Source organism: Desulfarculaceae bacterium (assembly GCA_020444545.1).
In the GTDB taxonomy this organism is placed as follows: Bacteria; Desulfobacterota; Desulfarculia; order Desulfarculales; family Desulfarculaceae; genus Desulfoferula.
This window is the reverse complement of record JAHLKT010000001.1, coordinates 936,355-960,628: the sequence shown is the minus strand read 5'-3', so window position 1 is coordinate 960,628 and position 24,274 is coordinate 936,355. Positions and strand designations below refer to the sequence as shown.

At 62.8% G+C, this 24,274-nt stretch carries 20 protein-coding genes; 7 read left to right on the top strand and 13 right to left on the bottom strand.

Translation table 11 applies throughout. The features are described 5' to 3' along the window. The first annotated feature begins 27 nt into the window (after positions 1-27). Together KQH53_04490 and KQH53_04485 are read left to right on the top strand one after the other, a co-directional pair. Positions 28-1,482, top strand: a complete 1,455-nt coding sequence (locus KQH53_04490) for a radical SAM protein (protein MCB2225916.1) — start codon at positions 28-30, stop codon at positions 1,480-1,482. A 177-nt stretch (positions 1,483-1,659) separates the two neighbouring features. Beyond that, a complete protein-coding gene (locus tag KQH53_04485) occupies positions 1,660-2,922 on the top strand; it encodes a glycosyltransferase (GenBank protein MCB2225915.1) in 1,263 nt (420 codons plus the stop codon). A 72-nt stretch (positions 2,923-2,994) separates the two neighbouring features. Here the strand turns inward: KQH53_04485 and KQH53_04480 are convergent, their stop codons facing one another. From KQH53_04480 to KQH53_04455, 6 genes are all read right to left on the bottom strand, one after another. After that, positions 2,995-4,497 carry a glycosyltransferase gene (locus tag KQH53_04480; protein ID MCB2225914.1) on the bottom strand — a complete coding sequence of 501 codons (1,503 nt, stop codon included), beginning with the start codon at positions 4,495-4,497 and terminating at the stop codon, positions 2,995-2,997. A 535-nt stretch (positions 4,498-5,032) separates the two neighbouring features. Next, complete coding sequence (locus KQH53_04475; protein ID MCB2225913.1) at positions 5,033-5,839, bottom strand: dimethyl sulfoxide reductase anchor subunit; 807 nt, start codon at positions 5,837-5,839, stop codon at positions 5,033-5,035. 5 nt (positions 5,840-5,844) lie between these two features. Then, positions 5,845-6,411: a 4Fe-4S dicluster domain-containing protein gene (locus tag KQH53_04470; GenBank protein MCB2225912.1), complete on the bottom strand. Its 567-nt coding sequence runs from the start codon at positions 6,409-6,411 to the stop codon at positions 5,845-5,847. A gap of 12 nt (positions 6,412-6,423) precedes the next feature. Next, positions 6,424-8,700: a molybdopterin-dependent oxidoreductase gene (locus tag KQH53_04465; protein ID MCB2225911.1), complete on the bottom strand. Its 2,277-nt coding sequence runs from the start codon at positions 8,698-8,700 to the stop codon at positions 6,424-6,426. A 31-nt stretch (positions 8,701-8,731) separates the two neighbouring features. After that, positions 8,732-9,316 carry a molecular chaperone TorD family protein gene (locus KQH53_04460; protein MCB2225910.1) on the bottom strand — a complete coding sequence of 195 codons (585 nt, stop codon included), beginning with the start codon at positions 9,314-9,316 and terminating at the stop codon, positions 8,732-8,734. Positions 9,317-9,456: 140 nt separating this feature from the next. Beyond that, a complete protein-coding gene (locus KQH53_04455; protein ID MCB2225909.1) occupies positions 9,457-11,181 on the bottom strand; it encodes a PAS domain S-box protein in 1,725 nt (574 codons plus the stop codon). A 117-nt stretch (positions 11,182-11,298) separates the two neighbouring features. Here KQH53_04455 and KQH53_04450 point away from each other — a divergent pair, with 117 nt between their 5' ends. The 5 genes from KQH53_04450 (at position 11,299) to KQH53_04430 (ending at position 15,709) form a co-directional block, all read left to right on the top strand. Further along, the gene (locus KQH53_04450) at positions 11,299-11,742 is read left to right on the top strand and encodes a hypothetical protein (GenBank protein MCB2225908.1); all 444 of its coding nucleotides are present in this window, start codon (positions 11,299-11,301) and stop codon (positions 11,740-11,742) included. Positions 11,743-12,257: 515 nt separating this feature from the next. After that, on the top strand, positions 12,258-12,584 hold the full coding sequence (locus KQH53_04445; protein MCB2225907.1) for a hypothetical protein: 327 nt from the start codon (positions 12,258-12,260) through the stop codon (positions 12,582-12,584). Between the two features lie 101 nt (positions 12,585-12,685). Further along, entirely contained in the window at positions 12,686-13,363 is a 678-nt protein-coding gene (locus tag KQH53_04440) for a response regulator transcription factor (protein ID MCB2225906.1), read from the top strand. Further along, positions 13,360-14,817: a sensor histidine kinase N-terminal domain-containing protein gene (locus KQH53_04435; protein MCB2225905.1), complete on the top strand. Its 1,458-nt coding sequence runs from the start codon at positions 13,360-13,362 to the stop codon at positions 14,815-14,817. The genes KQH53_04440 and KQH53_04435 overlap by 4 nt, the downstream gene beginning before the upstream one ends. A gap of 127 nt (positions 14,818-14,944) precedes the next feature. Then, a complete protein-coding gene (locus KQH53_04430) occupies positions 14,945-15,709 on the top strand; it encodes a hypothetical protein (protein ID MCB2225904.1) in 765 nt (254 codons plus the stop codon). Positions 15,710-16,048: 339 nt separating this feature from the next. On the opposite strand, the gene KQH53_04425 is transcribed toward KQH53_04430, so the two are convergent. The 7 genes from KQH53_04425 to KQH53_04395 all read right to left on the bottom strand — a co-directional run bounded on the left by KQH53_04425 (position 16,049) and on the right by KQH53_04395 (position 23,908). After that, positions 16,049-16,795, bottom strand: coding sequence for a dipeptide/oligopeptide/nickel ABC transporter ATP-binding protein (locus KQH53_04425; GenBank protein MCB2225903.1), 747 nt, complete (start codon positions 16,793-16,795; stop codon positions 16,049-16,051). Next, positions 16,792-17,577 carry an ABC transporter ATP-binding protein gene (locus KQH53_04420; GenBank protein ID MCB2225902.1) on the bottom strand — a complete coding sequence of 262 codons (786 nt, stop codon included), beginning with the start codon at positions 17,575-17,577 and terminating at the stop codon, positions 16,792-16,794. The genes KQH53_04425 and KQH53_04420 overlap by 4 nt, the downstream gene beginning before the upstream one ends. After that, positions 17,578-18,408 carry an ABC transporter permease subunit gene (locus tag KQH53_04415; protein MCB2225901.1) on the bottom strand — a complete coding sequence of 277 codons (831 nt, stop codon included), beginning with the start codon at positions 18,406-18,408 and terminating at the stop codon, positions 17,578-17,580. Further along, positions 18,401-19,336 carry an ABC transporter permease gene (locus KQH53_04410; GenBank protein ID MCB2225900.1) on the bottom strand — a complete coding sequence of 312 codons (936 nt, stop codon included), beginning with the start codon at positions 19,334-19,336 and terminating at the stop codon, positions 18,401-18,403. The genes KQH53_04415 and KQH53_04410 overlap by 8 nt, the downstream gene beginning before the upstream one ends. Positions 19,337-19,338: 2 nt before the next feature. After that, positions 19,339-20,223, bottom strand: a complete 885-nt coding sequence (locus KQH53_04405) for a methyltransferase domain-containing protein (protein MCB2225899.1) — start codon at positions 20,221-20,223, stop codon at positions 19,339-19,341. Further along, positions 20,220-21,668 carry an ABC transporter substrate-binding protein gene (locus tag KQH53_04400; GenBank protein MCB2225898.1) on the bottom strand — a complete coding sequence of 483 codons (1,449 nt, stop codon included), beginning with the start codon at positions 21,666-21,668 and terminating at the stop codon, positions 20,220-20,222. The genes KQH53_04405 and KQH53_04400 overlap by 4 nt, the downstream gene beginning before the upstream one ends. 74 nt (positions 21,669-21,742) lie before the next feature. Beyond that, the gene (locus KQH53_04395; protein ID MCB2225897.1) at positions 21,743-23,908 is read right to left on the bottom strand and encodes a TonB-dependent receptor; all 2,166 of its coding nucleotides are present in this window, start codon (positions 23,906-23,908) and stop codon (positions 21,743-21,745) included. Positions 23,909-24,274: the final 366 nt, after the last annotated feature.

The following is a 24,274-nucleotide window of genomic DNA, read 5'->3' as shown; positions in this document are numbered from 1 at the left end:
CGCCATGTTGATTAGGAAGGTCATAACGTGACACGCATCATGAACAAGGACCGATTGGCCGCGCTGAGCAAGGACGAGCTGGCGGACCTGCGTAAATCCGGCGACCTGCTGGTGGTTCCCCTGGAGGAGGCCCCGGACGACTTTCTGGCCTATGTGGCCGACCATGCCGCCGCCTGGCTGGGAGAGGAGAGGGGCAAGACCCTGGACGCCCGCCGCCTGGTGGATGGCAACAAGTGGAAAGTGCCGGTCATCACCTCCGAGGTTTTGCCCAAGGCGCTGCTCCTGGCTACTTCCCGGTGGGGGGCGGAGGAGTTTGCCGCCCAAGCCCCCCATCTGGGCCTGGACCAGTTTTATCAATGGCCTGCGGTGAACCTGGACTATCACGCCACCTTTGAGCTGGTGTTCAGCTTCTCCGGGCACTACCACGGGACCATGGTCAGCGTCACCGACCACTGCAACTTGCGCTGCCGGGGTTGCTCCTACCATGGCGACGACCCCCGCTACAGTTTCGCGGCCACCCGCAACCAGAGGCCCCGCCAGGAGATTTCCGACGAGCATTACTACAAGTTCTTGAATGAGCTTCCCGAGGGCACGGACCTGCTCTTTTGCGGCTCGGGAGAGCTTTTCGTCTCGCGCAAGGCAATGCCCTACATCCGCGAGGCGGCCGCGCGCAAGCTTTACCTGCGCATCCTGACCAACGGCATGCTCCTGACCCCGGAGATGTCCGACGAGCTTTTGGATTTGGACGTCGGGGCCATCATCTTCAGCATCGACGGCCACACCAAGGAGATGGTGGAGGCCATCCGCATAGGCATCGACTTCGACCTGGTGCGCCAGAACCTGCGCTACCTCATAGAGCGGCGCGACCAGCGGGACTCGGGCATGAGCATCGGCATCCACTGCGGCCTGTTCGAGGAGGTTATCCCCCACCAGGACGAGGTGCTGAACTACTGGAAAGAGTTCGGGGTGGATTTCGTGGCCTTTTTCAAGGAAAAGACCGACTGGCACACCAGTGTGCTGCCCAGCGAGCGGGAAGGCCTGCCCGCTTCCAATCTGCCCTGCTTCAACGCGCTGACCTCGCCGATCCTGCTGACCAACGGCCTGGTCGCCCCTTGCCCCCCCACCTTCCAGGCGGAGTGGTCCTCCGAGCCCATGGATTGGCTCAAGTCCATAGCCGACGAGTCCTTGGATGACATCGTGCGCTATTACCGCAAACTGCGCATGGACCCCAAAAGCCCCTACCGCAAGCGCTGCGCCATCTGCACCGGCAAATACGGCAACTACACCACCGACTCCTATGACAACGTGTCGGTGGAGGCGGTGCGTTTCACCGACCGCCGGACCAAGTGCGAGGCCGCCTACATCAGGCCCGCCGAGGACACCGTCCGGCCGGCCCCCAAGGAGACGGCGGCCGCCGCGGCCGAAGCAACGCCCAAGACAGGTCCTTTGCAGAGGCTTATGCGCAAGGTGTTCGGTTCCTGAGGATGGAGGCAAACCGCTTTTAGGCTTGACTCACCGATGGGGAGACCGAACAATGGCTCAAGATGAATGATTCCGAAGTAGAAATTATTTCCGCCTACCAAAAGAATCCATGACAACAGGCGCTCGACAGAATTTATCCCGGATTCGATTCCAATATGAGGGGGCCACTTTCTCGCCATGACATCTGCGATAAAAATCCTGCATCTGTCCACCTCGGACCGTGAAGGCGGGGCGGCAATAGCGGCTTATAGGCTGCACCAAAAGCTTCTGGGCATGGGCCATGAGTCTTCCATGGGCCTGCTCTACCGCACCATAGACGACCAAACCACCTCCACCCTGGGCGGCAAGCTTCCCCTGTTCATCCACCCGCTAAAAATTAAGCTGGACGCTTTTCCCCTGCGACTTTACCGGCGCCGTTTGGGGCAGTCCCTTTTCAGCCCCATGTGGATTCCCTCCAGCAAGCACAAAAGCGCGGCGGCCATGCGGCCGGACATAACCCATCTGCACTGGGTTGGGCACACCTTTTTGCCAGTTTACGCTCTGCGGCGCCTGGCCGGTCCCATGGTTTGGACCCTGCATGATGCCTGGCCCTTCACCGGCGGGTGCCACCTCACCGGTGATTGCCAGAACTACCTCACCGGCTGCGGCCATTGCGAGCAGCTCAACAGCCGGAGCAATTGGGACCTTTCCCGCTACTGCTTCAGGCGCAAACAAAAGTTTTTGGACTCCAAGGACATAGTTTTCGTCTCTCCCAGCGAAAAGCACCGGCAAAAGGCTGAGCGCAGCCGCCTGATGCAAGGCAAGCGCATAGAGGTCATTGAGCACGGAGTGGACACTTCAATGTTCCGGCCCCTGGACAAGGGCTTTGCGCGTGACCTGCTGGGCCTGCCTCAGGAAAGCCGGGTTTTGCTTTTCGGCGCCTTCTCGGCCACCACGGATAAAAACAAGGGCTATGATGTTCTCCGCGCCGCCCTGGCCCGCCTGCCCCAGGTCCAGGTGCCCACCATCTGCCTGGTCTTCGGCGCGCCCAACGGCGACACCGAGGATGTTTCCTTTCCGGTAAGGTTTTTGGGCCGCCTGCACGAAGACATGAGCATGGCCGTGGCCTATTCCGCCTCGGACGTGTTCATCTCGGCCTCCCGCGAGGAGAGCTTCTCCCTGACCGCGCTGGAAGCCACGGCCTGCGGTACGCCGGTGGTGTCGTTTCCCACCGGGGCCATCCCGCAGATGGTGGCCCACCGCGAGAGCGGCTACATCGCCGAGCCCAACAACGCCCGCGATCTAGCCGAAGGAATCGCCTGGGTCTCCGAGGACCCGGAGCGGCACCGGCGCCTGAGCGCGGCCGCCCGCCAAAGGGCGGTGGAGCGCTTCGACCAGGAGGCCGCCACCGCCAAGTACGTTGAGCTCTACCGCGAGTTGCTGCAAGCCAAACGCGTTTGAGCTCCCGCCGGGCAGGCGGGGCGCGGTAATTCCCGGGAAATAAATTATTAAAGAGAGCCCTGGGGGCTGGGGTCACTTGGCCTGGGAATGGAACAGCACGGCGGCCCGGTGGGAAACCTCGGCCAGTCCCCGGTTTATGTGGTCCAGCCTTTCCCTGAGCTGGCTTGCTTTCCCCCCGAGCTGGTCCAGGTTCGCGTGTTGCATTCCCACTTGGGCGGCTTTGCGCGCCGCCAGGCACAGGCTGTCCATTTGGTTGTGGCACAGCAGGGTTCCCAGCTTCTCGGTGACTTCGGGCCGAAACTCGCGAGGTGGCGATTGGCTTTCCGCCACCGCGAGATACTGGGGAATGACCGCTTGGTCGGCAAACCTTTCCGCCGCGAACTTGTGCGCTTTCTTGCGCATTCGTTTCAGCCGGCCGCGACGCTTAATGGCCTGCATCATGGCCAGCATCAAAGCCTGGGGAGACTTTTCCGCCACCAGGAAGCCGGAGGAGTCCGGCAGGAAGGCCTCCCGATTGCCTCCCACGTCAAAAGCGACGACTGGAGTGCCGCAACATTGCGCCTCGCACAAAGTGTTGGGGAGGTTGTCCAGCAGGGAAGGGTGCACGAAAAGATCGGCCATGGCGTACCAGTCGGCCAGCTTTTCCTGCGAGGTGATGTAGCCCAGGTGACGGTGAGAGAGCCCCTTTATGCTCACCTCTCCCTGTCCGAAGGTAATTACGGTGGGCATGGTCTTGGGCCTGGCCTCGGCCAGCAGTTCCAAGGCCTTGACCAGTCCTTGGCTGTTTTTGGTTTTGTTCTGGAAGTGCTCCATCCCCGCTAGGATCACTAAGTCAGCGGGTAAAATCCCGTGCTCCTGGCGCAGGGCCTTGCGCTCCATGGGATGGAAGATTTCCAAATCGTGGATATTGGGAACCACGGATATGGGGAAGTCCTTGAGCAGGGCGCTGGCCGCCGCATTGTCGGCCAGCCATTGGCTGGGGGTTACGATGCGAAGATCGAGTTGGTTATAAAGCTCCCGCTTGAACTCGACCGCTTTTCGGGTCAAATCGTCCGCGCCGGGTTGGGCCAGCAGGGGGCAGTTGCCGCAGCCGGTTTCGAAGTTGCGGCAAGTCAGGTGATAGTGGCACCCTCCGGTGAAGGCGTTCATGTCGTGCAGAGTCCAAATCACCTTCTTATCGCGCAGCAGGTCGAAAAACCCAGGCGCGAACAGGGTGCCCGGCATCCAATGCACGTGAATCAGATCCGCCGTTTTTATCTCTTCGGCCCGGGGCGATAGGCAAGCGATACCGCTCAGGGTGTCGGAAAACAAGGGGCAGCCCCCCAGACTCATCTTGTCTTGGTCGGCCAGGTTGCCCCAGTGCTCGAAAAGCCAGGGCGTCCAGAAAAGCTGAGTGGTGTCAAAGCTGGATGGCAAGGCCAGAGGCAAATACGCACTGTCCTGCCCAGGTTCCAGCACGTAAAAGCTGCTCTGGTAACCGGCCCGCAAATAGCCCTGGTGCACCCGCAAGGCGGCAATGCCGGCCCCGCCTGTGGCGATAGTGCTTATCACGGCTATTTTGGTCGCCTTGTCCATAGCTCGCTTCCGGTAGATGTGAACCAAGATGGTCCTGAAAGTGTACGTCGTCAAAGCGTTTGGGACAAGATTCGGTTTTTGCTAATGGACACATTCCCTGTAGACCTCGGGCCTGATCACCTCTAGGGGCCTCAGCCCCTGTTGAGATGGAGGTGCTTGGGAAAAATTAAAGGTGCTTAGCACACAGTTGACCAATTTATTCAGACTTAGCCTTGAACCCTGCACAATCAATCGTTAATCAGGTTCTTATCCTCTTTGACCAACAACAACTTGGCGCCGTTTCTGGATGTAGTGCAACGGCGGCGCCCCGAAACGGGGCGGTACTCGCGGCTGAACTGAGGAAGGCTTTCAAAGCCCACCTCGAACGCTGCCGCCGTGGCGTTTTAGATCGGCATAAAAAGACCTGCCCTGATCCATTGGTCACTTTTTGTTTTCCGACAGAAAAAGGAGGGAAGGCCAAAACGCCATGCAGGAAATACCCGGCCGGGACGAAAGGGGTAGGCCGTATGGTTTCGTCCCAGCCGGGGAAAGCAGTTTAGTAGAGTCCGCCCAAGTTGGTGGCGGTGTGCACCACGCTGTTCAGGAACATGATGCGGCCCGCCGCCTCGCCCAAAAGAAGCAGGATGGGCAGCCAGGCCGGTATTTTTTTCCAGGCGCCCAGCACGGCCAGGGGCACCACGAACTCGCCGGCGATGCGCAGCCAGTAGAGCCAGGAGCCGTAGAAGTTGGCCCCGGTCATGCGGGCCACGGTGCCGCCGGATAGCCAGATGGAGGGCAGGATCAGATTGACCACTAGCCCCACCACCAGGCTGGTGGCGAGCACCTTGACCAACAGCCCCTGCCGCTCGGCGCCCACGAAGTAGGCCCCAAAGGCCGAGCCCAGGATAAAGGCGGTGAGCAGGAAGAACAGCACGGGCACGCCGTTGTTCAGCGCCGGGAAGCTGGGAGGCGCGTAAACCATGCCCGAGACCAGCAGGGCGGCCAAACCCACCGCCGCGGTGAGCCTGATCAACAGCGAACTGCCCCCGCTGTTTTTCCAGAGGGTTAAAAAGGCCAGCACCAGCACCCCGCCGAAGCAACCAAAGGCCAGTATTTCCCGTGACAGCCAGGAGGTGCTCAGGTGCACCAGGGCCCTGGGGCTGCCCGAGGGGTGCCCCAGGTGGAACATGCTGGCCATTAAGGCGGCGGCCAGGATCAAACCGGCGGTCACCCATTCCACCTTCAGTTTGACTTCGCCGCTCTCACCGGCGGCTCGCGGTTGCAGGGCGGCCATTACCGTGAGCCCCACGGCCAACTGGGCCAGGGTGGAGAACACTACCAGGGAAAAATCCGTGAACACCATCTGGCTTATCTCCTTACCTCGCGCGGCTCTCGGGGAGGCCGGAAGCGGACCGAAGGGTTGAGTTCGGGGAAGCGCGGGAACCCGGCGAGGTATTGCACCTTGCCCGACTGGTCGAACGAGGCCATGTCCTCAATGAACTGCAAGGCGTAGGTGGGGCAGCCCTGCACGCAGGCCGGCTTGAGGCCCGCATCCAGCCGCTGGTAGCACATGCTGCATTTCTCCGCCTGGTGTCGGGCCGGGTTGAAGCGGGGCGCGCCGTAGGGGCAGGAGCGGATGCAGTTTTGGCAACCGATGCACTTTTCCTGCTCGTGGACCACCACCCCGTCCTTTTCCCGCTTGTAATAGGCCTCCACCGGGCAGACCTCTAGGCAGGTTGGATGCTCGCAGTGGTTGCAGGCCAGGGACATCCAGGCCCGCTCGCGGTGGGGATATATCTCCTCCTTGAGGGGATAGACATAGCGCCAATGCACCCCCGGCTCCTGGTGGTACTGGTTTTTACAGGCCATGGCGCAGGAGTAGCATCCGATGCAGCGTTGCGCGTCGATATAAAAACCGGCTTGTTTCTTACTCATCAGGCCACCTCCCTACGCCGGGTTGACGTCGCAAAATTGGTCATGAATAGCCACCCCCGGTGCGCCGGTTTTCCACTTGCCCATGTCGGCGGAGGTGTCGTCCACCATGTTTTGCACGTTATAAGGGTTTTTGTTGAACCAACCCTCGTACATCAGCAGGGTGTCCGGGGCCACGTTGTCGGTGAGCTTTGCCTTGATCTGCATCTCACCCACCTTGCTGGAGAGCTTGACCAACGATCCATCGGCGATGCCCTTTTTCGCCGCCAGCTTGGGGTTGATGTAAACAAAGGGCTCGGGGTTGAACTCGGCCATCCAGTCCAGGTTCTGGAACTGGGAGTGGATGTTGAACTTGGAATGGGGGGTCAGCAGCCGGTAGGGCGCATAGGGTTTGCGGTTGGCCAGGTACTCGGGCAGGGCCTGGTGGCCATGCTCCTTGCACAGATCGCTCTTGAACTCGTACTTGCCCGAAGGGGTCTTGAACTTGTAGTCGTGCCAGGCGGCCGAGCTGGCCAGCTTGGCCTTGACCGGGCCCTTGCGTAGATCCTGCCAGCTCTTGATGCCGAACAGGTCGTAGATGCCCTTGTTGAACTCCATCTCCATCCACTTCTTGCTGTTCAGCTTGGGGGAGAAGGTGCAGGAGCCGGGCGAGAGCTGATTCATCTTGGCCGAGAGCAGGGCCGCTATCTCGATGTTGCTCTTGGACTCGAACATGGGCTTGATGGCCTGTTCGTTCAAGGACATCCAGTAGTGCCAGTAGCTGACGTTTTGGGTCCATTCCTCGAGCAAGGTGGTCACCGGCAGCACGATGTCGGCCTGCTCCACGGTTTGGTTGTAGAACTGGTCCACCACCACCACCATCTCCAGCTTTTTGAAGGCCTTCTTGAGCATGGTCAGGTCAAAGTCTTGGCTGAAGGGGTTCTTGCAGGAGACCCAGAGCATGCGCACCGGCGGGTCATTGGTTTCCAAAATCATGCGGGCGGTTTGGTTGATGTTCACCGCGCGGTCGCTGTACTTGGCCGCCTTGGCTCCCTGGCCGGTGTCGAACTCGCCCATGGGGCCGGTGGCTCCCACGTAGCCCTTGGAGCCCTCCGGTTGCTTTTGGATCAGGGCGTGGTAGTTGAAGCCCCAAGTGTACAGATGGCCGTAGCGGGCTCCGCCGCCCACCTTGCCCACGTTGCCGGTCATGGCCACCAGGGCGTCGATGGCCCGCACCATGGCCCCGCCGTTGACGTGGCGTTGCAGGCCGTAGCCGATCCAGATGGTGGCCGGTTTGGCGGTGGCGAACTCTTCGGCCACCTTGGCAATGTCCTGGGCCGGGATGCCGCTCTTTTGGGCGGCCCACTCAACCGTGACTTCGCGGCGCAGATACTCGGCGAACTCCTCGAAACCCACCGCGTGTTGGGTGACGAACTCTTTGTCGTACATCCCCTTGTCCAGGATGTGACGGCACATGCCCAAGGCCAGGGCGCCGTCCTGGCCGGTATTGGGCCGCCAATACTCGTCCGCCTTGGCCGCGGTTTGGCTGAAGACCGGGTCGACCACCACCAGCTTGGCGCCGCGCTCCTGGGCCTCGTAGATGAACTTCATGGTGTGCACCGAGCACCAGGCCGGGTTGGCCCCCCAGAGGATGGCGTAGCGGGCGTGGACAAAATCCTCGGGGTCGTTGCACCACATGTTGCCCAGGTCGTAGTTTTGGGCGTCGATGCCCGCCGGCCAGCAGGGAGTGCCCACGAAACGGGTAGTGTAGCCCAGGGAGGACATCATGCCCTCCACCCCGTAGTTGGTTATGCCGAAGTTGCCCGAGTACTTGGTGAGCCCCAGGCCCAAGAGGGAGTCGTCCTTCTTTTTGATCTCCAGGATCTTCTTGGCGATCCTGGTCATGGCCTCGTCCCAGCTCACCCGCTTCCAGTTGCCGCTGCCCCTTCCCTGCTGCACCATGGGGTACTTAATGCGGTCCGGGCTGTAGGCGCGGCGCCAATAGGAGAAGCCCTTTACGCACAGGGCGCCCGCGGTGAAGGTGGATTCCGGAGCCCCCTCGATGAACTGCACCACCCCGTCCTTGACATAGGTCTTGATGCTGCAGGTGTCGTAGCAGTTGCGGGGGCAGGCGTTGCGGAAAACCTGATATTTACCCTCGTAGGTTATGCCCGCCTCGCTGGTCACCGCCTTGAGCAACCCGCCGGGCATGGAAGCCAATGCGCCGCTCACCAGGAGCCCTTGCAGGAATTTGCGGCGGGTTACCGGCGAGGCCAGGGCCCGTTCGATAAATTTGCGATCAATGGGGGCCATGGTTCATGAACCTCCTGTCCAATGGTTGCAATCAATTCGAAGAAGCCGCCTGCGAAGACCAGCCGGGGCTCAACCAAGCCATTTCCGCTTGCAGCCAGTTGTTAAGCTCATCCACCGCCCAGACCATGATCGGGGCCACGCCCGGTGCTTCCCGCACTCGGCGGCTGAACAAGGGCAGCCAGCCAGCCATATGCTGGGTCAGGAAGTAGGCGTAGATTTCGGTCAAATCCGAAGACGCCCCTGCCAGGGCGGCCTGGCGTATGCGCAAACAGGCGTCCAACTCCAGACTCAGGTGGTCGTCGGGCAGGGTGTCCTGCCAAGGGCTGACCAGGCCCACCATCTGGTAGAGGTGGCGGGCCTGCAAGGTGCTGGTCCCCATGAGCCTGGGCTCTGTCTCCAGATAAACCGAAGCAAAGGGAGGCGCTTGGGGAGCCATGGGGCCCACGAACAGGCGATTGAAGGCGTACTCCGCTTCATCCCAATCGGCCACGGGGCAAGAACTCCCCCCGGCCTGGGCCAGCCGCTCGGCCGCGCTTTGTAAGGCGGCCGCCTCCGGCCCCAAGAAGAAGTCCCGCAGGGCGGCCAATAGTTCGGTGGATCGGTCCAAGCCGGGCATGGATCACCTCGCCTTCGTGGGCCGCCTGCCCCTTCATGGCGGGCACGGCCCGGAAAATACCATCTGTTTTATTATTCAGGGGCGCAGGTTATCGGCAAAGGTGAGCTAGCGGGGATTTATTGGGTAGGTTCGGCTAACCATTAGTCCCTGTCGAGGGGCTTGGCCGAGAGATAACTGAAAAGACTGACCTCGTGACCGCGCAGATCCAGCTTGCGCCTGATGTTCTTGCGGTGGGAATGCACCGTGTCCAGGGCCAGATTAAGGCTCTCGGCGATCTCCTTGGAGGAGCTGCCGGCCTGGATGAGCTGGCAAACCAACATTTCGGTGCGGGTGAGGGTGAGCAAGCGGGGGTCGAGCTCCCGGGAAAATCCCTTGGTCAGGCCGACCAGCTGATCGCGGATCAGGTTCAAGTAGGAGGCCCTGATGTCCCGGGAAGGCTCATCCTTGATCTTGTCCAGAGCGGTAAGTAGAAAATTTTCAATGTTTTGAGTGATGGCCTGTTCCAACTCCTGCTTTTCTTTGCCTATGTTTTTCATGACGTTGCGCAGGGTGACGTTCATCTCCTCCAACTGGACCTTATCCCGGCGCAGGCTTTCCTCCAAGGCCTTGCGGGGAGTGATGTCGCGCACCACCACATGGAACAGGGTGCGCTCGGCCAGGTCCACCCGGTTGACCGTCACCTCCATGGGAAACTCTTCGCCGGTGTTGCCCACCCCCGCCATCTCGCCCACCCATATCTCCTCCTCGTCCAGCCCCCGAATCACCCGGTTGAGGGTTTCCCGGGCGTTGGGAGCGGTGAGCAACAGGACATCCTGCCTGAAGAATTGTTCCGGAGGCATGCCGAAGATGTCGCAGGCCCGGTGGTTCACCTCCACGATACGGAAGTTGGTGTCCACCAGGAGGATGCCCTCGCCGGCGGCCTTGAACAGCGAACGGAAGAGCTTGCCCGATTCCTCCAGATCCCTGGTGCGTTGCTGGACGCGTTTTTCCAACTGCTCCCGTTGATCCACCACGCAGCTCACATTATTGAGCAACACCATGTAACCATCAGAGGCCAGGGACACCTCGGAAAGGGGGATGATCTTGAGCACGAAGTAAGCCGCCTCACCGAACAGGGAGATTTCATGCGCGTGTCCGGCGGGATAGTAGCGCGTTACCTCGGCCAGTTTGCGTCCCTCCAGGCCCAGCAGCTGCCAGAACGGCTCCCCCAGCACCTCGTCTTGCTCATAATAGGCGCGCGCCGCGGCGTTTATCTCCTGGATAAGGCCCTCGCCATCGGTCAGCAACACCAGGTCGCGGGTGGACTCCAGGATGTTTTGATACTTGTTTTTCTCCAGGGTGAGGCGGCGGTTGGTTTCATCCAGGTGATTATCCGCCTCCCTTTGGCTCATGGTGGTCCAGTCGCCTATGAAGACCGTTTCCACCGCGTCCAGATAGTTGCGCAGCAGCCTCAGGGCGTCCGCCTTGTCCCGCCAGGGGTAGTCCATCTCGTGGATGAGCCCTTCCAGGCAATGGACCAGGGTCTTGAAACAACCCAGGTACATCTCGGCGGTTATGCCCCGGAAACGGTGACGGCGGGCCTCGGTGACCGCGAATAGGGCGTAGGCGCGCTCGTTCAGGATCAGTTGTGAAAAATCAGGAGATTGCGACTCTTCCAAAAAGACGAACAACGGATCCAGCACCCCCCAAAAGGCCTGGGCGCAGTCTTCGCGTTTGGCCGTGGTGTGCTCCAGGTATCCGGCCGCCTTCATGTGCACCGGCCACATGGCCAAAAACATTTCTTCCCGCTCACGCAGGGCGAGAATCACCGCATGGGCCGCGGCTCGGCTGAAAAACCCGACTGCCGGCTTGGTGTATTCGCTCATACGGGCATGCTACCGTAAAGTGGTTAGCCTGACCAATGACGCTGTTCCACTACATGGTATTATAGCAATGAGTCCCAGTAAAAATTTGGTATATCTTAAATTCATCAACCGGGATTGATGATCGTGAAGCAAGGTAAATTAATACTGTTTTTCAGCTTTATTCTTCTGGCTTTGGCCGGTTTCTCCTCCAATGCGGCGCCGCCTCCTTCGAGCGAAGTCTGTCCTCTCGCCTCCAACGACATCAAGGCCCGCGTAGCCACCAACCAGGTGGGGGGAATAGTGGGCCTGCCGGTTTTGCTCAAGGTGCTCATGAACCCCACGGAGCCGCCGTCCGGATTCTACTATTCCGCCCTGGTGGATGTGCTCCAGGCCCCCCGCGGGCCGGAGCCCGAGGTGCTTACCGGAGTGCCGGAGACGTCGATCAGGTGCTTCACCCCCGGCAAGTACCTGCTGCAAGTGCGGGTGAACCTGATCGCCAAAAGCAGTTGCGGAGGGGCCAAGGCCACGATTTTAATTGATGAAAAAGTTACACTGAATATAAAAGCCAAAGCCGGTTCTTAGGTTCCTACGCAGGCCATAAGATACTTAGCAAGCATTCTCGATTTATCAAACCGAGATACTTGCCGCCAGAATGCCCAACCTTGACGCTTGTAAGCCCTATTTAAAATAATCGCAGAGCGACATCATAAAACTGAATCGGCTAAACCTGTCACCTAACCTATGCCCGCAACGGGTGAAGGCAGGTTTTGTAAGGTGAGGTCAGTTTGGGCGGACCCGTTGATCACCCTGCTTAGCACAAGTGTTGCCTGGCTTTAGATTTTGCCCAATGTATCTTGCTTGACCTCTCTTTTATTCACCGCCGATTTATCGCCCTGGCCATCAATCACCCGGCAAATGCCGAGTTTCTAAATCCGATCCTGCTCGGCTTCCATTTGAACTCAAGGTGTCCTGTCTGCGGATGGATTGATTAATCCTTCCGGTTCTCATCATTTTCTCATCAGAGACTCTTTATCCTTGCCCTTAGCCTTGGGAGACGCTCCCCAGGTATTGGTGTTAACGTAAAAAAGGAGAGAATCATGAAAAAGGTCATGATTGCTTGTTTGGCGGCCCTGATAGCCCTCGGCGGTTCGGCCATCCTGGCCCGGGCCGGCAGAGACCAAGAGGCCCATAACCTGCGGATGAGCCAGGTGCCGCCCGCGGTGCAAAAGGTCATCAAGCAGGAGTCGGCCAAGCATCCCCTGGTGTCCCTGACCATGGGAGATGACGACGGTGCCAAGGTGTACGAGGGCAAATTCCGTGGCGGGCTCCAGCAGGTCGAGCTGAAAATCGCCGCCGACGGGCGGGTGGTTTCGCGGGAGCTGGAGTACAAACACCGGGAGGATCGGGAAGAAAAGGACGATTAGGCGTAATGCGCGCCCATTGCAGTTATAACCCTGGGGGCCCGGCACCTAAAGCAGGCAAGGCCTCGGCGCCGGGCCCCCTTTTGGCAAGCTGAAGGACAAAGATGCGTTTGTTGGTTATCGAGGACTATGCTCCCTTGCGCAAGGCCGTGGTGCGCGCCCTGCGGGAAGCGGGCTACGCGGTGGATGCCACCGACGAGGGCCAAGAGGGCCTTTGGTACGCCAAATCCAACGATTATGACCTGATCGTGCTGGATCTCATGCTGCCCGGCCTGGACGGCTGGAGCATCCTGCGCAGCCTGCGCGAGGAGGGCCTACAGACCCACGTCATTATCCTGACCGCCCGCGACGCGGTGGAGGACCGGGTGGAGGGTCTCGACCTGGGGGCGGACGACTACATGGTCAAGCCCTTTGCCCTGGATGAGCTGCTGGCCAGAGTCCGCGCCCTCCTGCGGCGCCAATACCAAAGCAAAAGCCCGCTGATCAAGGTGGCTGACCTGGAATTGGACCAGGCCACCCGACAGGTGCGGCGGGCCGGCCGGGAAATAAACCTGACCAAGCGCGAGTACGCCCTGCTGGATTATTTGGCCTTGCGGGCTGGCGAGGTGGTGAGTCGAAGCGATCTCTGGGAGCATCTTTATGAATTCAACTCAGACGCCCAAAGCAATGTGGTGGACGTGTACATCGGTTATCTGCGCAAAAAACTGGACCGTCCGGGGATGGTGCCCCTGATCCACACCAAACGTGGCCAAGGCTACTGGCTGGGGGAGGAAGATTCATGACCGCCGGCCGCTCCTTGCGCTTTCGTTTGCTGACAGCGGTCATCACGGCCAGCGCCGTGGTGCTTTTGGCGGCCGGGGTGGCGCTCTATCTCCTGGTGCGAAGCAGTCTGTTGCAGGAGCTGGATTCCGCCTTGGCGCAGCAGGCCCAGGTCATGACCTCGGTGTTCGAATACAAGGACGGCCGGGTGGACCTGGAGCTGGGGAAAATGGCCGAACCGCGGCAAACCGCGCCGGGCGATCACCGCTACTTTGAGGTCTGGCAGGAGGGGCTGGGCCTGCTGGTCAGATCGTCCAGCCTGGCCGGGCAGCCCATGCCCCGACCCGAGGGCGTATCTTCCTCGCCGCGCCTCGGCTTCGCAAAACTGCCCGATGGACGCCTGGTGCGGCTGTTGGCCGTAACCGTGCGCCCCCGCCGGGAAGGCGCTGACGGGCACTCGGCGCGGGTGGACAAAGGCGTCGTGCCCCGAGTGACCCTGCTCTTGGCCGGCGACCTGGGCAGATTCGAGACATCCCTGACTCAGTTGGCTTACCTGCTGGCCGCGGTGGGCCTGGCCGCCATTTTGGCCACCGCCGGGGGGGCCTGGTGGGCGGTTGGCTTTGGACTGAGGCCCATGCGGGCCTTGGCCCGGCGCATAGAAGATCTGGGCGGGGAGGATCTCGGCCAGCGGGTGGAGTTGCCCGCCGCCCCCACCGAGTTGCTGTCGGTGGTGGAGCGCCTCAACCAACTTTTGGCGCGGCTTGAAGCGGCTTTTGAGCGCGAGAAGTCCCTGTTGGCCAACCTGGCCCACGAGCTGCGCACTCCCCTGGCCGGCCTGAGCTTCACACTGGAAGTGTCGCTCTCGCGGCCGCGCAGCTCCCGGGAATACGTGGAGGATATGAGCCAGTGCCTGGCCATAAGCCGTCAGATGCAGGGCATGGTGGATAACCTGCTGACCCTGGCCCGCCTGGATGCCGGCCAGAAGCAGTCGCAAGGCGCCGGCTACGTGGACTTGGTCGCGGCCCTGGAGCATGTCTGGCCCCCACTTGCGGATGAGGCCTTGCGGAAAGGCCTTTCAGTCCAATGGGAGCCCACCCCGGGCATGAGTGCCTGGGCCGACCCCAGTGGCTTGCGGGTCATCATGCGCAATCTGTTGGCTAATGCCGTGGATTACTCCGACCAGGGCGGCAGCCTGGCGGTACGCACCCGCTCGGCCGGAGGACAAGTCGCAATCAGCATTGCCAACACCGCCAGCCGTCTGTCCTCTCAAGACACGGACCGGATATTCGAGCGATTCTGGCGCGGTGACCAATCCCGGAGTGGCGACCAGGCCCATGCCGGGTTGGGCCTGTCACTATCTCGCCAGTTGGCCGAGACCATGCATGGCAGCCTGGAAGCCGGCCGCGATGCTCAAGGCCGCTTTTTGATAACCCTCAGCCTGCCGAGTGCCCCAGCCACGGAGAGCTTGGAAGAATGAAGCATGATCAGCGGTGCGGCTGTCGCGCGATTACTGGTGGGCCAACGGCTATGAGCCCCACTGATTCCACGAGTGGTGACGGCCATCCGTACCGTGCGCGGCGCTTGCAAAGCTTATGGAGGCCACGGTGAATAAGACAATTTCCCTAAGGGAATCCGTTAGCAAGGTTCCGGAAGTCACTCTACTGTTCTGGATGATAAAGATTGCGGCAACCACCCTGGGTGAAACGGGCGGGGACGCGGTGTCCATGTCCATGCATCTGGGCTATCTGGCAGGGACCGGCATCTTCGCGGTCATTTTCCTGGCCGCGGTGATAGCCCAAATCAAGGCCAAGCGTTTTTCCCCGGTGCTGTATTGGACCACAATCATTGCCACCACCACCGTTGGGACTACCCTGGCCGACTTCGCCGACCGCTCATTGGGCATCGGTTACGCGGGGGGCACCACCCTGCTGGCAGCCCTGCTGTTGGCCTCCTTGGCGGCCTGGTATTTCACCCTGGGCTCGGTGTCGGTCGATAGCATCAGCTCACCCAAGGCGGAACTGTTCTATTGGGTCACCATCATGTTTTCCCAGACGCTGGGGACCGCCCTGGGAGACTGGAGCGCGGACACCGCCGGCCTGGGCTATGCCGGAGGCGCCTTGGTCTTCTCGGGGCTGCTCGCCTTGGTGGCGGGTGCGTATTACTGGACCAAGATTTCCAGGACCATGCTGTTTTGGGCGGCCTTCGTCCTGACCAGGCCCCTGGGCGCGGTGGTGGGCGATTTCCTCGACAAGCCGCTCAGCGCTGGTGGCCTGGATTTGAGCAGGTTCGCGGCTTCCGCGGTTCTTCTCGCCTTTATCGCGGCTTGCATTTACATATTTCCCCAGAAGGCCAGCCAAAGGGCGCATTGATCACGAACTATGACCACTTGGGGCCCCATATAGATGGGGCTCCAAGGGCACTGAACCGCAATCCACCATCACGTGACAAGTAACATATTTTAGAAAATATTGAGACCTAGCTCACGAGCCACGGGTGAGCCAGAGTATAAATCCTACCTTGGATTTTGGTTGGTAATATCCGTTTATCTTTTCGGCTATACCTGTCACCGAATCCATCCCGCTATAGATGAAGGTAGGTTTTGTAAGTTAAAGGCTGCCTGGGCGGGCCCGTAGCTTACGTTGCTTAGCACACTATACAAGGTCTGTGTTTAGGGCAATTGAGCAACCCGTACCACCTACTTACAGCCTTTATTCGCGCCCGTGGACCGAGGGGGGCTCCGGGGTCGGCGGTTGCAGGGCGCGGCTCTCAACCAGGCGGCCTTGCTCCATGACCGCTAAATGGGTGCACAGGCGGCGCACCAGGGCCGGGTCGTGGGAGATGAACAGCAGGCTGAGTTCCAGGTCGCTGCGCAAGCGGCTCAGCAGCTCCAGGATGCGCACCTGCTGCACCAGGTCCAGGTTAACCAGGGCCTCGTCGCAGATGAGCAGGGATGGCTCCAGGCTCAGGGCCCGGGCCAGGGACACCCGCTGGCACTGGCCGCCGCTGAGCTCGCCGGGCCGGCGGTAGGCCAAGCCGGGGGAAAGGCCCACCATGGCCATCAACTCCCGGGCCCGTTGCCGGGCCTGCCGCCGCGAGCAAAGGCCAAAGGCCTCCAGGGGCTCGGCGATGGCAACCAGGGCAGTGGTGAAGGGGTTCAAATAGACGGTAGGGTCCTGCCAAACCATCTGCAGGGAGATGAGCAGGCGGCGCTTCTCCCGGCGGCCCATGGCCGCCAGGTCGCGGCCCTGGAAGAGCACCCGACCCTGGTCGCAGCTTTCCAAACCCAGGGCCAAGCGGGCCAGGGTGCTCTTGCCCGCGCCGCTGGGACCCACCAGGCCCCAGGCCTCGCCAGCTTGGATGCACAGGTTCACATCCATCACCGCCGGGGCCGGGCGCTGGCCACCGCGGGCATAGGCCTTGCCCACCTGGCTCAGCTCCAGCAGAGGCGCGCTCACGGTCTCGCCTCCAGATACTCTTTGGCCCGCACCAACTCCTGGGTGTGCCAATGCTGGGGCGCGGCCAGCACCCGGTCCAGGGGACCGCTCTCCACCAGACGGCCCCGATGCAGCACGGCTAGGTCCTGGGCCATGGCGGCCAGCACCCTGAGGTCGTGGGAGATGAGGCACAGGGCGGTGCCTTGGGAAACCCGCAGCTCGCGCAGCAGGGCCAGGATTTGCTCTTGCTTGGCCTGGTCCAGGCCGGTGGTGGGCTCGTCGGCGATGAGCAGGCGGGGCCGCAGACCAAAGGCGATGGCCAGGAGCACCCGCTGGCGCTGTCCCCCGCTGAGCTCAAAGGGATAGGCCCTGGCGCGCTCCGGCTCCAGGCCCACCCTGGCCAGAAGCTCCCGCACCGCCTGTTTGGCCTGCCGCCGATCCAGGCCCCGCACCTGGCGCAGGGCCTCTGCTATCTGGGGCCCGATGCGGGCGCTGGGGTCCAGGGAGCCGGCCGGGCTCTGGAACATCAGAAAGACCTCGCGCCCCCGCCGTCCCCGCAGGGCCTTGGCGTCGCCCAGGTCCAAGGGCTGGCCCATCAGTCGCACCTCTCCGGCCAGCACGGCCAAGGGCGGGGGCAGCAGGCCGCTCAGGGCGCAGCCGGTCAGGCTTTTGCCCGAGCCGCTCTGGCCGGTCAGTCCCAGGCAGCCGCCCGCCGCGATGGCCAGCGAGATGTCGCTGACCAACACCGTAGGCTCCGGCCGGCGCAGGCCGATGTGCAATCCTCGCACCTCCAGCACGCTCATTTAGTACTCCCTCAGCCGGGGGCCGCCCGTCTGCTGCAGGCCCTCGCCCAGCAGGGTGCAGGCGGCCACGGTCAGGGTGATGGCCGCGCCCGGGGCCAGCATGAGCCAGGGGGCCTGGGTGAGGTACAAGCGCGACTCCTGCAGCATGCCGCCCCACTCCGGGGCCGGGGGCTGGGCGCCCAGGCCCAGATAGCTCAGGCCGGAGATGGCCAGGATGATCCATCCGGTCTTCAGGGCCGCGGCGGCGAGCACCGGCTCGCGCAGCTGGGGGAAGATGTAGCGAGTGAGTAGGCGCGTCCCGCGCACCCCCACTGCGCGGCCGGCCAGCACGTACTCCTTGTGGGCGGCGCCAAGGGCCAGGCTCCGGACCAGGCGGGCCCACCAGGCCCAGGAGGCCCCGGCGAGCCCCAGCACCAGGCTGGGCAGGGAAGGCCCCAGCATGCCGGTGAGCACCAGGGCCAGCATCAGGCCGGGCAGGGCCAAGGCCGCGTCGATGAACAGGTTGAGGCAGGCGTCGGCCCGGCGTCCCCCCAGGCCGGCGGCCAAACCCAGGCAGGCCCCCCAGGCCAGGGCCAGGAGCGAGGCGGCCAGGGCCGCGCCCAGGGATAGGCGGCCTCCCCACAGTAGGCGGGAGAACACGCAGCGCCCCAACTGGTCGGTGCCCAGGGGATAGTGCCAGGAAGGCTCCTGCAGCCGCCGGACCAGGTCCGTGGCCAGGGGGTCGTGGGGGGCCAGCCAGGGGGCCAGCATGGCCGCGGCCAACATGGTCAGCAGCAGGGCTCCGCCCCAGCCCACGGCCCAGCGCCCCTGGGCCGGCCCGGCCCTAAACATGGGCGCCCATCCTGGGGTCCAGGCGGCGGTTGATCCAATCCACCGCCTGGTTAATCACCACAAAGGCCGCGGCAACCAGCAGGATGATGCCCTGAACCACCGGCACGTCGCGGCCCAGCACGGCCTGCACGGTGAGCTGGCCCAGGCCGGGCCAAGCGAAGATGGTCTCCACGATCATGGCCCCGCCCAGAAGCTGGCCCAGGGACACCCCCCACATGGTCACCAGGGGCGGCAGGGCGTTTTTGAACATGTGCCGCCAAAAGACCTCGCTCGGTCGCAGGCCTTTGGCATGGGCGAAGCGGATGTAGTCCATGCCCATGATCTGCAGCAGGGTGGCCCGGAGCACCCTGCCTTGCAGCATGGCCACCGAGGCGCCCAGGGTCAGGCAGGGCAGCACCAGGTGCTCCAGCCCTCCCCGGCCCATCACCGGCAGCCAGTGGGCCTTGAGGGACAAAAAATAGATCAAGAGCAGGCCCAGCCAGTAGTTGGGCAAGGAGATCAAGAGCACGGTCCAGGCCCGGATGCCCCGGTCCAGGGCGCGCCCCTGTTTTAGGGCGGCCAAACTGCCGCTGAGGCTGGAGAGCAGCAGCACCACCACCAGGGAGGCCAGGGCCAGCTCCAGGGTGGCGGGCAGGCGGCGGGCGATCTCCATGGCCACCGTCTCGCCGCTGCGCCAGGAGCGGCCCAGGTCGCCTTGCAGCACCCGGCCCATCCACAGGCCGTAGCGCACCGGCCAAGAGCGGTCCAAGCCCATCTGGGAGCGCAGGGCCTGTATCTGTTCCTGGCTGGGGGCCTCGTGGCGGTCGCGCAGGATTATCTCGGCCGGATCGCCCGGGGCCATGGCGAACAGGGCGAAGCTGCCCAGGGAGATGAGCCAGAGCACCAGCAACAGGTGCAGGGGCCGGGCCAGGGCGAAGCGGCGGGACATGCTCAGTCCCGGCCCGGCCCGGCGGGCGAGGGCGAAGGCCACCACAGGGCGGCCAGGCTGAACTCTCCCTCCAGGCGCACCCGGCCCTGGCTGAGGTGAGGCTCCAGCACCGAGGCCAAGGCCCGTTCCACCCGGGTCCCCTCCTGGCCGAAAATGGCGAAGTAGCGGGTGAAGTAAAAGCGCACCTGCTCTTCGGACAGGTCCAGGCGGGTGGGCCAGGCCAGGCGCTTCAGGCGGGGGGCACGGCCCGCGGCCAGCAGGTAGTTGAAGGCGCAGGTGAGATGGAAGCTCTGGTCCTGGGGAGGGTGGTCCATTACCTGGAGCCAGATCTGGCGGCGCAGGGGAAAGGTCTCGCGGCCGTCGCCCAGCAGCAGCAGGCACCCTCCCCGGCTGAAGCTCTCCAAACGGCGCAGACCGTCGGGCTTGAAGGCCTGGGGAAAAAAGCAGGCCAGGGCCAGGCTGTAGCGGGAGCGCGGCTGGAACTGGCCCCAATCCGCATGCACCGCTGTGAGTTGATCCTTGAGCTCCGGTCCCGCCTTGTCTTGCAAACGGGCCAGCATGGCCCGCGAGGAGTCCAGGGCGGTAACCTTTATTCCCTGGGCGGCCAGGGCCCGGGCCAGGGCCCCGGTGCCGCAGCCCACCTCCAAGACCTGCTGCCCCGGGGCGGCCCAGCCCTGCTGCACGACCGCATGGGCCATGCGGCGATGGTTTTCCTCTCCCTGGCCGGACATGGCGTCCCAGACCGGGGCCACCTGATCGTAGAACTGAGTCCAGCGTCCGGGATGGCTGCGCTGGCTGTCCTTGAGAAACGAGCCCTGCCGGGAGCGCTGCCATACCTCCTCCCAGAAGGCCACGCTGGTCGGGTCTGATGGGGGACCGGGGCTCATGGGGCTGCCTTGGGCCGCGCCTGGATCAGCAGCGGCCGGAAGTTGTGGTCCATGATGAAAGAGGCCACCGAGGGCCCGTGGGCGTAGAGGCTCACGTCGTGGTACAGGGGCAAGAGGGGGAGCTGATGGTTGAATTGGCGGGCCAGCTCCTGGTAAATCTCTCGCCGCCGCGCGGGGTCCATGGCCTCGCGACCCTCGGCTATGAGCCGGTCCATGGCCGGGCTGCCGCAGCCGCAGTCGCGGGGGCCGCCGGTGGCCACGTAATAGGCATAGAAAAAATCGGGCTCCCCGGTCATCAGGGTGTTGGGCTGCAAGGCCAGGTCAAAGCGCCCCTGCTTGAGGTCCTCATAGTAAGCGCCCGGCTCGCGCACCACGATGCGGGCGCTGAAGCCCTGACCCCGCAGGCGCTGCTGGATGACCTGGGCCATGTCCCGGTAAGGCCAGCGTTCCAGGGTGGCCGCGTGCAGCAGGATGACCAGAGGCCTGCCAGGCGGGCCGGGCCGCGCCCCGGGGCCGGGATGCAAAAGGCCGAAGGCCCAGCGCCGGGCCAGGGGCGAAAAGGGGTCCTGGGCCAAATTGCCGGCCCCCTTGGCCAAGACCGCCACCATCTCCCCCCGGTCCAGCAGGCCGGCCAGCCAGTGGCGGGCCGAGCGGGCGGCAAAGGGCGACCGCCGGCAATTGAAAATCAGGTAATGGGTGGTGGCCACCTCCACCTTCTTGAGCACCATGCCCGGGGCGGCCTGAATCTCCCCGGCCTGCTGGGGCAGGATGGCCCCCACGTCGGCCACCGCGTCCACTTCCCCGGCCAGCAGGGCCATGGCCCGGGTCTGGGCGTCCAGGATGGTGCGGAAGATCACTCTCTGATAAGCGGGCTTGGGCCCCCAGTACTCTGGAAAGGCCTCCAAAGTGATGCTCTGGCCCGGCTCCACCTCCTTCAGGCGAAAAGGCCCCGTGGCCACCAGGGTGTGCAGACGGCCCCGCTCCCCGAAGACCGAAGGCTTGATTATGGGGCTGGAATAATAGGCCACCAGGTTGGGCAGGTGGGGACAGGGCCGCTTAAGGCGCAGCACCACCTGGCGCTCCCCCTGGGTCTCGATGGCTTCCAAGTTGCGGTACACCCCGGCCGGATCGTATTTGGGCCGCGCGGCGATGCGCTCCACCGCGGCCTTGACGTCTTGGGCTCTCAGAGGCGTGCCGTCATGGAAGCGCACCCCCGGGCGCAGCTTGAACACCCAGGTGCGGCCGCCGTCCAGGCACTGCCAGGACTCGGCCAGCCAGGGCCGGGCCTGGAGGTCCGGGCCCAGATAGGTCAGAGCCTCCCAGGTGTTGGTGGAACCGTGCAGATAGGCCCGGCTGTCCGGACCGTCGTACAGGTCGCGCCCCACCCCGATGGTCAGGGTGGAGACCTGTGCCCGGACCGCGCCCGCGCCAGAAAACAGCAGCAAAACGCAGAGCGCCAGGCAAAGGACCGGGAGGGGCAGGCGCCCCTCCCGGACGTGTATGAGTTTGATCTTTTTCATCAGAACAGGTAGCGCACTCCCACCATGCCCTCTACGTAGAGGCCAGGGTTAACATACACGATCTCGGTGGCGTACTTCTCGTCGAAGAGGTTAACCGCCGAGAGCGAGGTGGTCAGCACCCAGTCCTTGGCCAGCTTCCAGTCGCGCCATACCTTGGCGTCCACGGTCTGGTAGGACTCCATGTGGAAATAGGGCAGCTCCACGTTGTCGTCGTCGTAGTAGCGGTCGTCCGAGAAACGGAAGAGCACCTCCCAGTTGACGATCCGGGGGTTCATGTAGCGCAGGCCCAGGCTGCCGAAGTAGTCGGGCGAGTTGCGCAACTGGTTGCCCACGTTGCCCGGATTGGTCTGGTCCTCGGTGATGCGCGAGCGGTTCAGGGTCAGCGAACCGGTGAAGGCCAGGTGCTCGGTGATGGGCTGGCGCAGGTAGAGCTCCAGGCCGTAGATCTCGGCCTTGCCGATGTTGCGGGTCTTGATCAGGGTGGTGTTGGGCACCGTGGGGTGCTCCTCGTAGGTGTAGGCCATGATGTTCTTGATCTCGCCGTAGTACACCGTGGCTTTCAAGAGGGTGCCCCAGGCGGCGATGGTCACGTCGCCGCCGAAATCGGCCATCCAGGTCTCCTCGGGCTCCAGGTCCGGGTTGGCTTCGCGCCAGGTGGCCCCGGTGTTGAGGTTCTGGAAGAACCACTTGGGGTTGCCCGGCCAATAGGCGGTGCCGATGTTGCCCCGCAGGCTGAGCGTGTCGTTGAACTTGAACTTGGCCCCGCCGCGATAGGTGACGTGGTCCTTGGTCACCGCGTCGGGCTCCTTGTTGCTCGATCCCGAGTCGTAGATGTCGTGATAGCGCCAGTAGTCGTAGCGGATGCCGCCCAGGAGGCTCAGGCGCTCGTTGAAGAAGAAGGCCTGGTCCTGCAGATAAAAAGCGGCCATGTCCGTGGTCAGCTTGTACTTGTAGGTCTGGAGGCTGGTGGTGCCCTTATAGGTGTCGTCGGTCTCCTTCTCCTGGGCCAGGGAGATGCCCGCGGTCAGCACGTTGGAATCGCCCAAATAGAAGTCGCCCTGCATCTCCAGGGGCACCCGGTGGCGGTCCCATTTGGAGTGCGAGGTGATGGTGTCATTGACGATCACCTTGCCGTTGACGTAGCTGGCCCCGGTGGTTTCCTGGTCCGGAATGGACTGGTATTGGTAGCCGGTGGTGGCGCTGAAGCGCCCGATGCTGCCCAGGTTGGTGGCGAAGCGTAGGCTGGAGACCACGGTGTTGCCGCCGTCGTTGATGATGTAGTTGGGCTGGCCGCCGGAGAGGTAGCGGTACTGATAGTTCATGGCCAGAGTAAGGCTGGTGCCGTTTTGGTTGTCCCAGCCGAACTTGCCGGTGAGCCATTGGAAGTTGTAGTCATTGTCATTCACGCTGGCCTGGCGCACGTACTGGGTCTTGCCCTTCTTGTAAAGGTCCACCATGCCGTCGATGGGCTTCATCTGATAGCCGTCGGAAATGTCGCCGCTGTAGGACATGTAGTAATTGAAGTTGTTGTCCACCCCGCCCACCGAGGCATAGGGCCGGAAGGTGTTGTTGGAGCCATAGGCCAGGCGGGCGGTGGCCCCCTCGCCGGGCTTGCCGCTACGGGTGATGATGTTCACCGCGCCGCCGGCCGCGCTGGCCCCGTACAGGGCCGAGGAGGGCCCCAACACCACGTCCACCCGCTCGATGTCATTGGGGTTGATGGCCGGGGACAGGAAGGCGTGAGCCGGCACGCCGTCGATCAGATACACGGTGCGCTGCAAAAAATGGCCCGTGCCGCGCAAATGCACCCAGGGCGGGCCCCAGGGGTAATACTGGGCCACGTGCACGCCCGGGATGTCCCGGATGAACTCGCCGAAGTTGTTCATGTAGTAGTTGGGCTGGGCCTCTATGTCCTGGCGGTCCACCACGTAGGCGTCCACCGGCGACAGGGCTGGGTCCACCTCGGTGCGGGTGGCGGTGACGGTTATTTTCTCCAGGACGGCCTTTTCTTTCTTGGCCTCCTCGGCCGCCTGGCTGGTTGCCGTGCCGGCGCTTTTGGCGTCGGCGCTGGAGGTGGCCTCGGCCGCCCCGGCCGGCGTCCCGGCACAGGCCCAGATTACAAAAATCAGGCAGAAAAACAGTTTGGCATTTACGAGCCGCAACATGAATGGACCTCCCCAAATGAAAATACCCAGGTGAAACCGCTTCCGCGATTCCCCAGGTTTTCTTCACCTAGGATTGCCCTGGATTGATTGGCAGTTACGCGAGGTTGGGGGCAGGCATCATCGTTAAGCCCACTTCTTGAGGGCCTTTTCGTGAAGTACTGTTAGATGATTTGTAAAAAGTTGTCAAGCTTGCATCGTCATCGCGGAACCAAGCTCCCCGTGGTTATAAATCGCGGAGCCCATGGGAGTTGATACCAGCGCCGCGAAGGCTACGTTAGAAGCATAAGCCGGTCTGGTTTGCCGGGGCGGGGTGGGCAATGGCCTCGCCGCTTCCCCGCGCACCGCATCAGAGGCCATCAAGGCTTG

Excerpts from the sequence above, each read along its gene's own strand:
- KQH53_04485 (MCB2225915.1), top strand. The coding sequence starts at position 1,660 with ATGACATCTGCGATAAAAATCCTGCATCTGTCCACCTCGGACCGTGAA.
- KQH53_04480 (MCB2225914.1), bottom strand. The coding sequence starts at position 4,497 with ATGGACAAGGCGACCAAAATAGCCGTGATAAGCACTATCGCCACAGGC.
- KQH53_04475 (MCB2225913.1), bottom strand. The coding sequence starts at position 5,839 with ATGGTGTTCACGGATTTTTCCCTGGTAGTGTTCTCCACCCTGGCCCAG.
- KQH53_04470 (MCB2225912.1), bottom strand. The coding sequence starts at position 6,411 with ATGAGTAAGAAACAAGCCGGTTTTTATATCGACGCGCAACGCTGCATC.
- KQH53_04465 (MCB2225911.1), bottom strand. The coding sequence starts at position 8,700 with ATGGCCCCCATTGATCGCAAATTTATCGAACGGGCCCTGGCCTCGCCG.
- KQH53_04460 (MCB2225910.1), bottom strand. The coding sequence starts at position 9,316 with ATGCCCGGCTTGGACCGATCCACCGAACTATTGGCCGCCCTGCGGGAC.
- KQH53_04455 (MCB2225909.1), bottom strand. The coding sequence starts at position 11,181 with ATGAGCGAATACACCAAGCCGGCAGTCGGGTTTTTCAGCCGAGCCGCG.
- KQH53_04450 (MCB2225908.1), top strand. The coding sequence starts at position 11,299 with ATGATCGTGAAGCAAGGTAAATTAATACTGTTTTTCAGCTTTATTCTT.
- KQH53_04445 (MCB2225907.1), top strand. The coding sequence starts at position 12,258 with ATGAAAAAGGTCATGATTGCTTGTTTGGCGGCCCTGATAGCCCTCGGC.
- KQH53_04440 (MCB2225906.1), top strand. The coding sequence starts at position 12,686 with ATGCGTTTGTTGGTTATCGAGGACTATGCTCCCTTGCGCAAGGCCGTG.
- KQH53_04435 (MCB2225905.1), top strand. The coding sequence starts at position 13,360 with ATGACCGCCGGCCGCTCCTTGCGCTTTCGTTTGCTGACAGCGGTCATC.
- KQH53_04420 (MCB2225902.1), bottom strand. The coding sequence starts at position 17,577 with ATGAGCGTGCTGGAGGTGCGAGGATTGCACATCGGCCTGCGCCGGCCG.
- KQH53_04415 (MCB2225901.1), bottom strand. The coding sequence starts at position 18,408 with ATGTTTAGGGCCGGGCCGGCCCAGGGGCGCTGGGCCGTGGGCTGGGGC.
- KQH53_04410 (MCB2225900.1), bottom strand. The coding sequence starts at position 19,336 with ATGTCCCGCCGCTTCGCCCTGGCCCGGCCCCTGCACCTGTTGCTGGTG.
- KQH53_04405 (MCB2225899.1), bottom strand. The coding sequence starts at position 20,223 with ATGAGCCCCGGTCCCCCATCAGACCCGACCAGCGTGGCCTTCTGGGAG.
- KQH53_04395 (MCB2225897.1), bottom strand. The coding sequence starts at position 23,908 with ATGTTGCGGCTCGTAAATGCCAAACTGTTTTTCTGCCTGATTTTTGTA.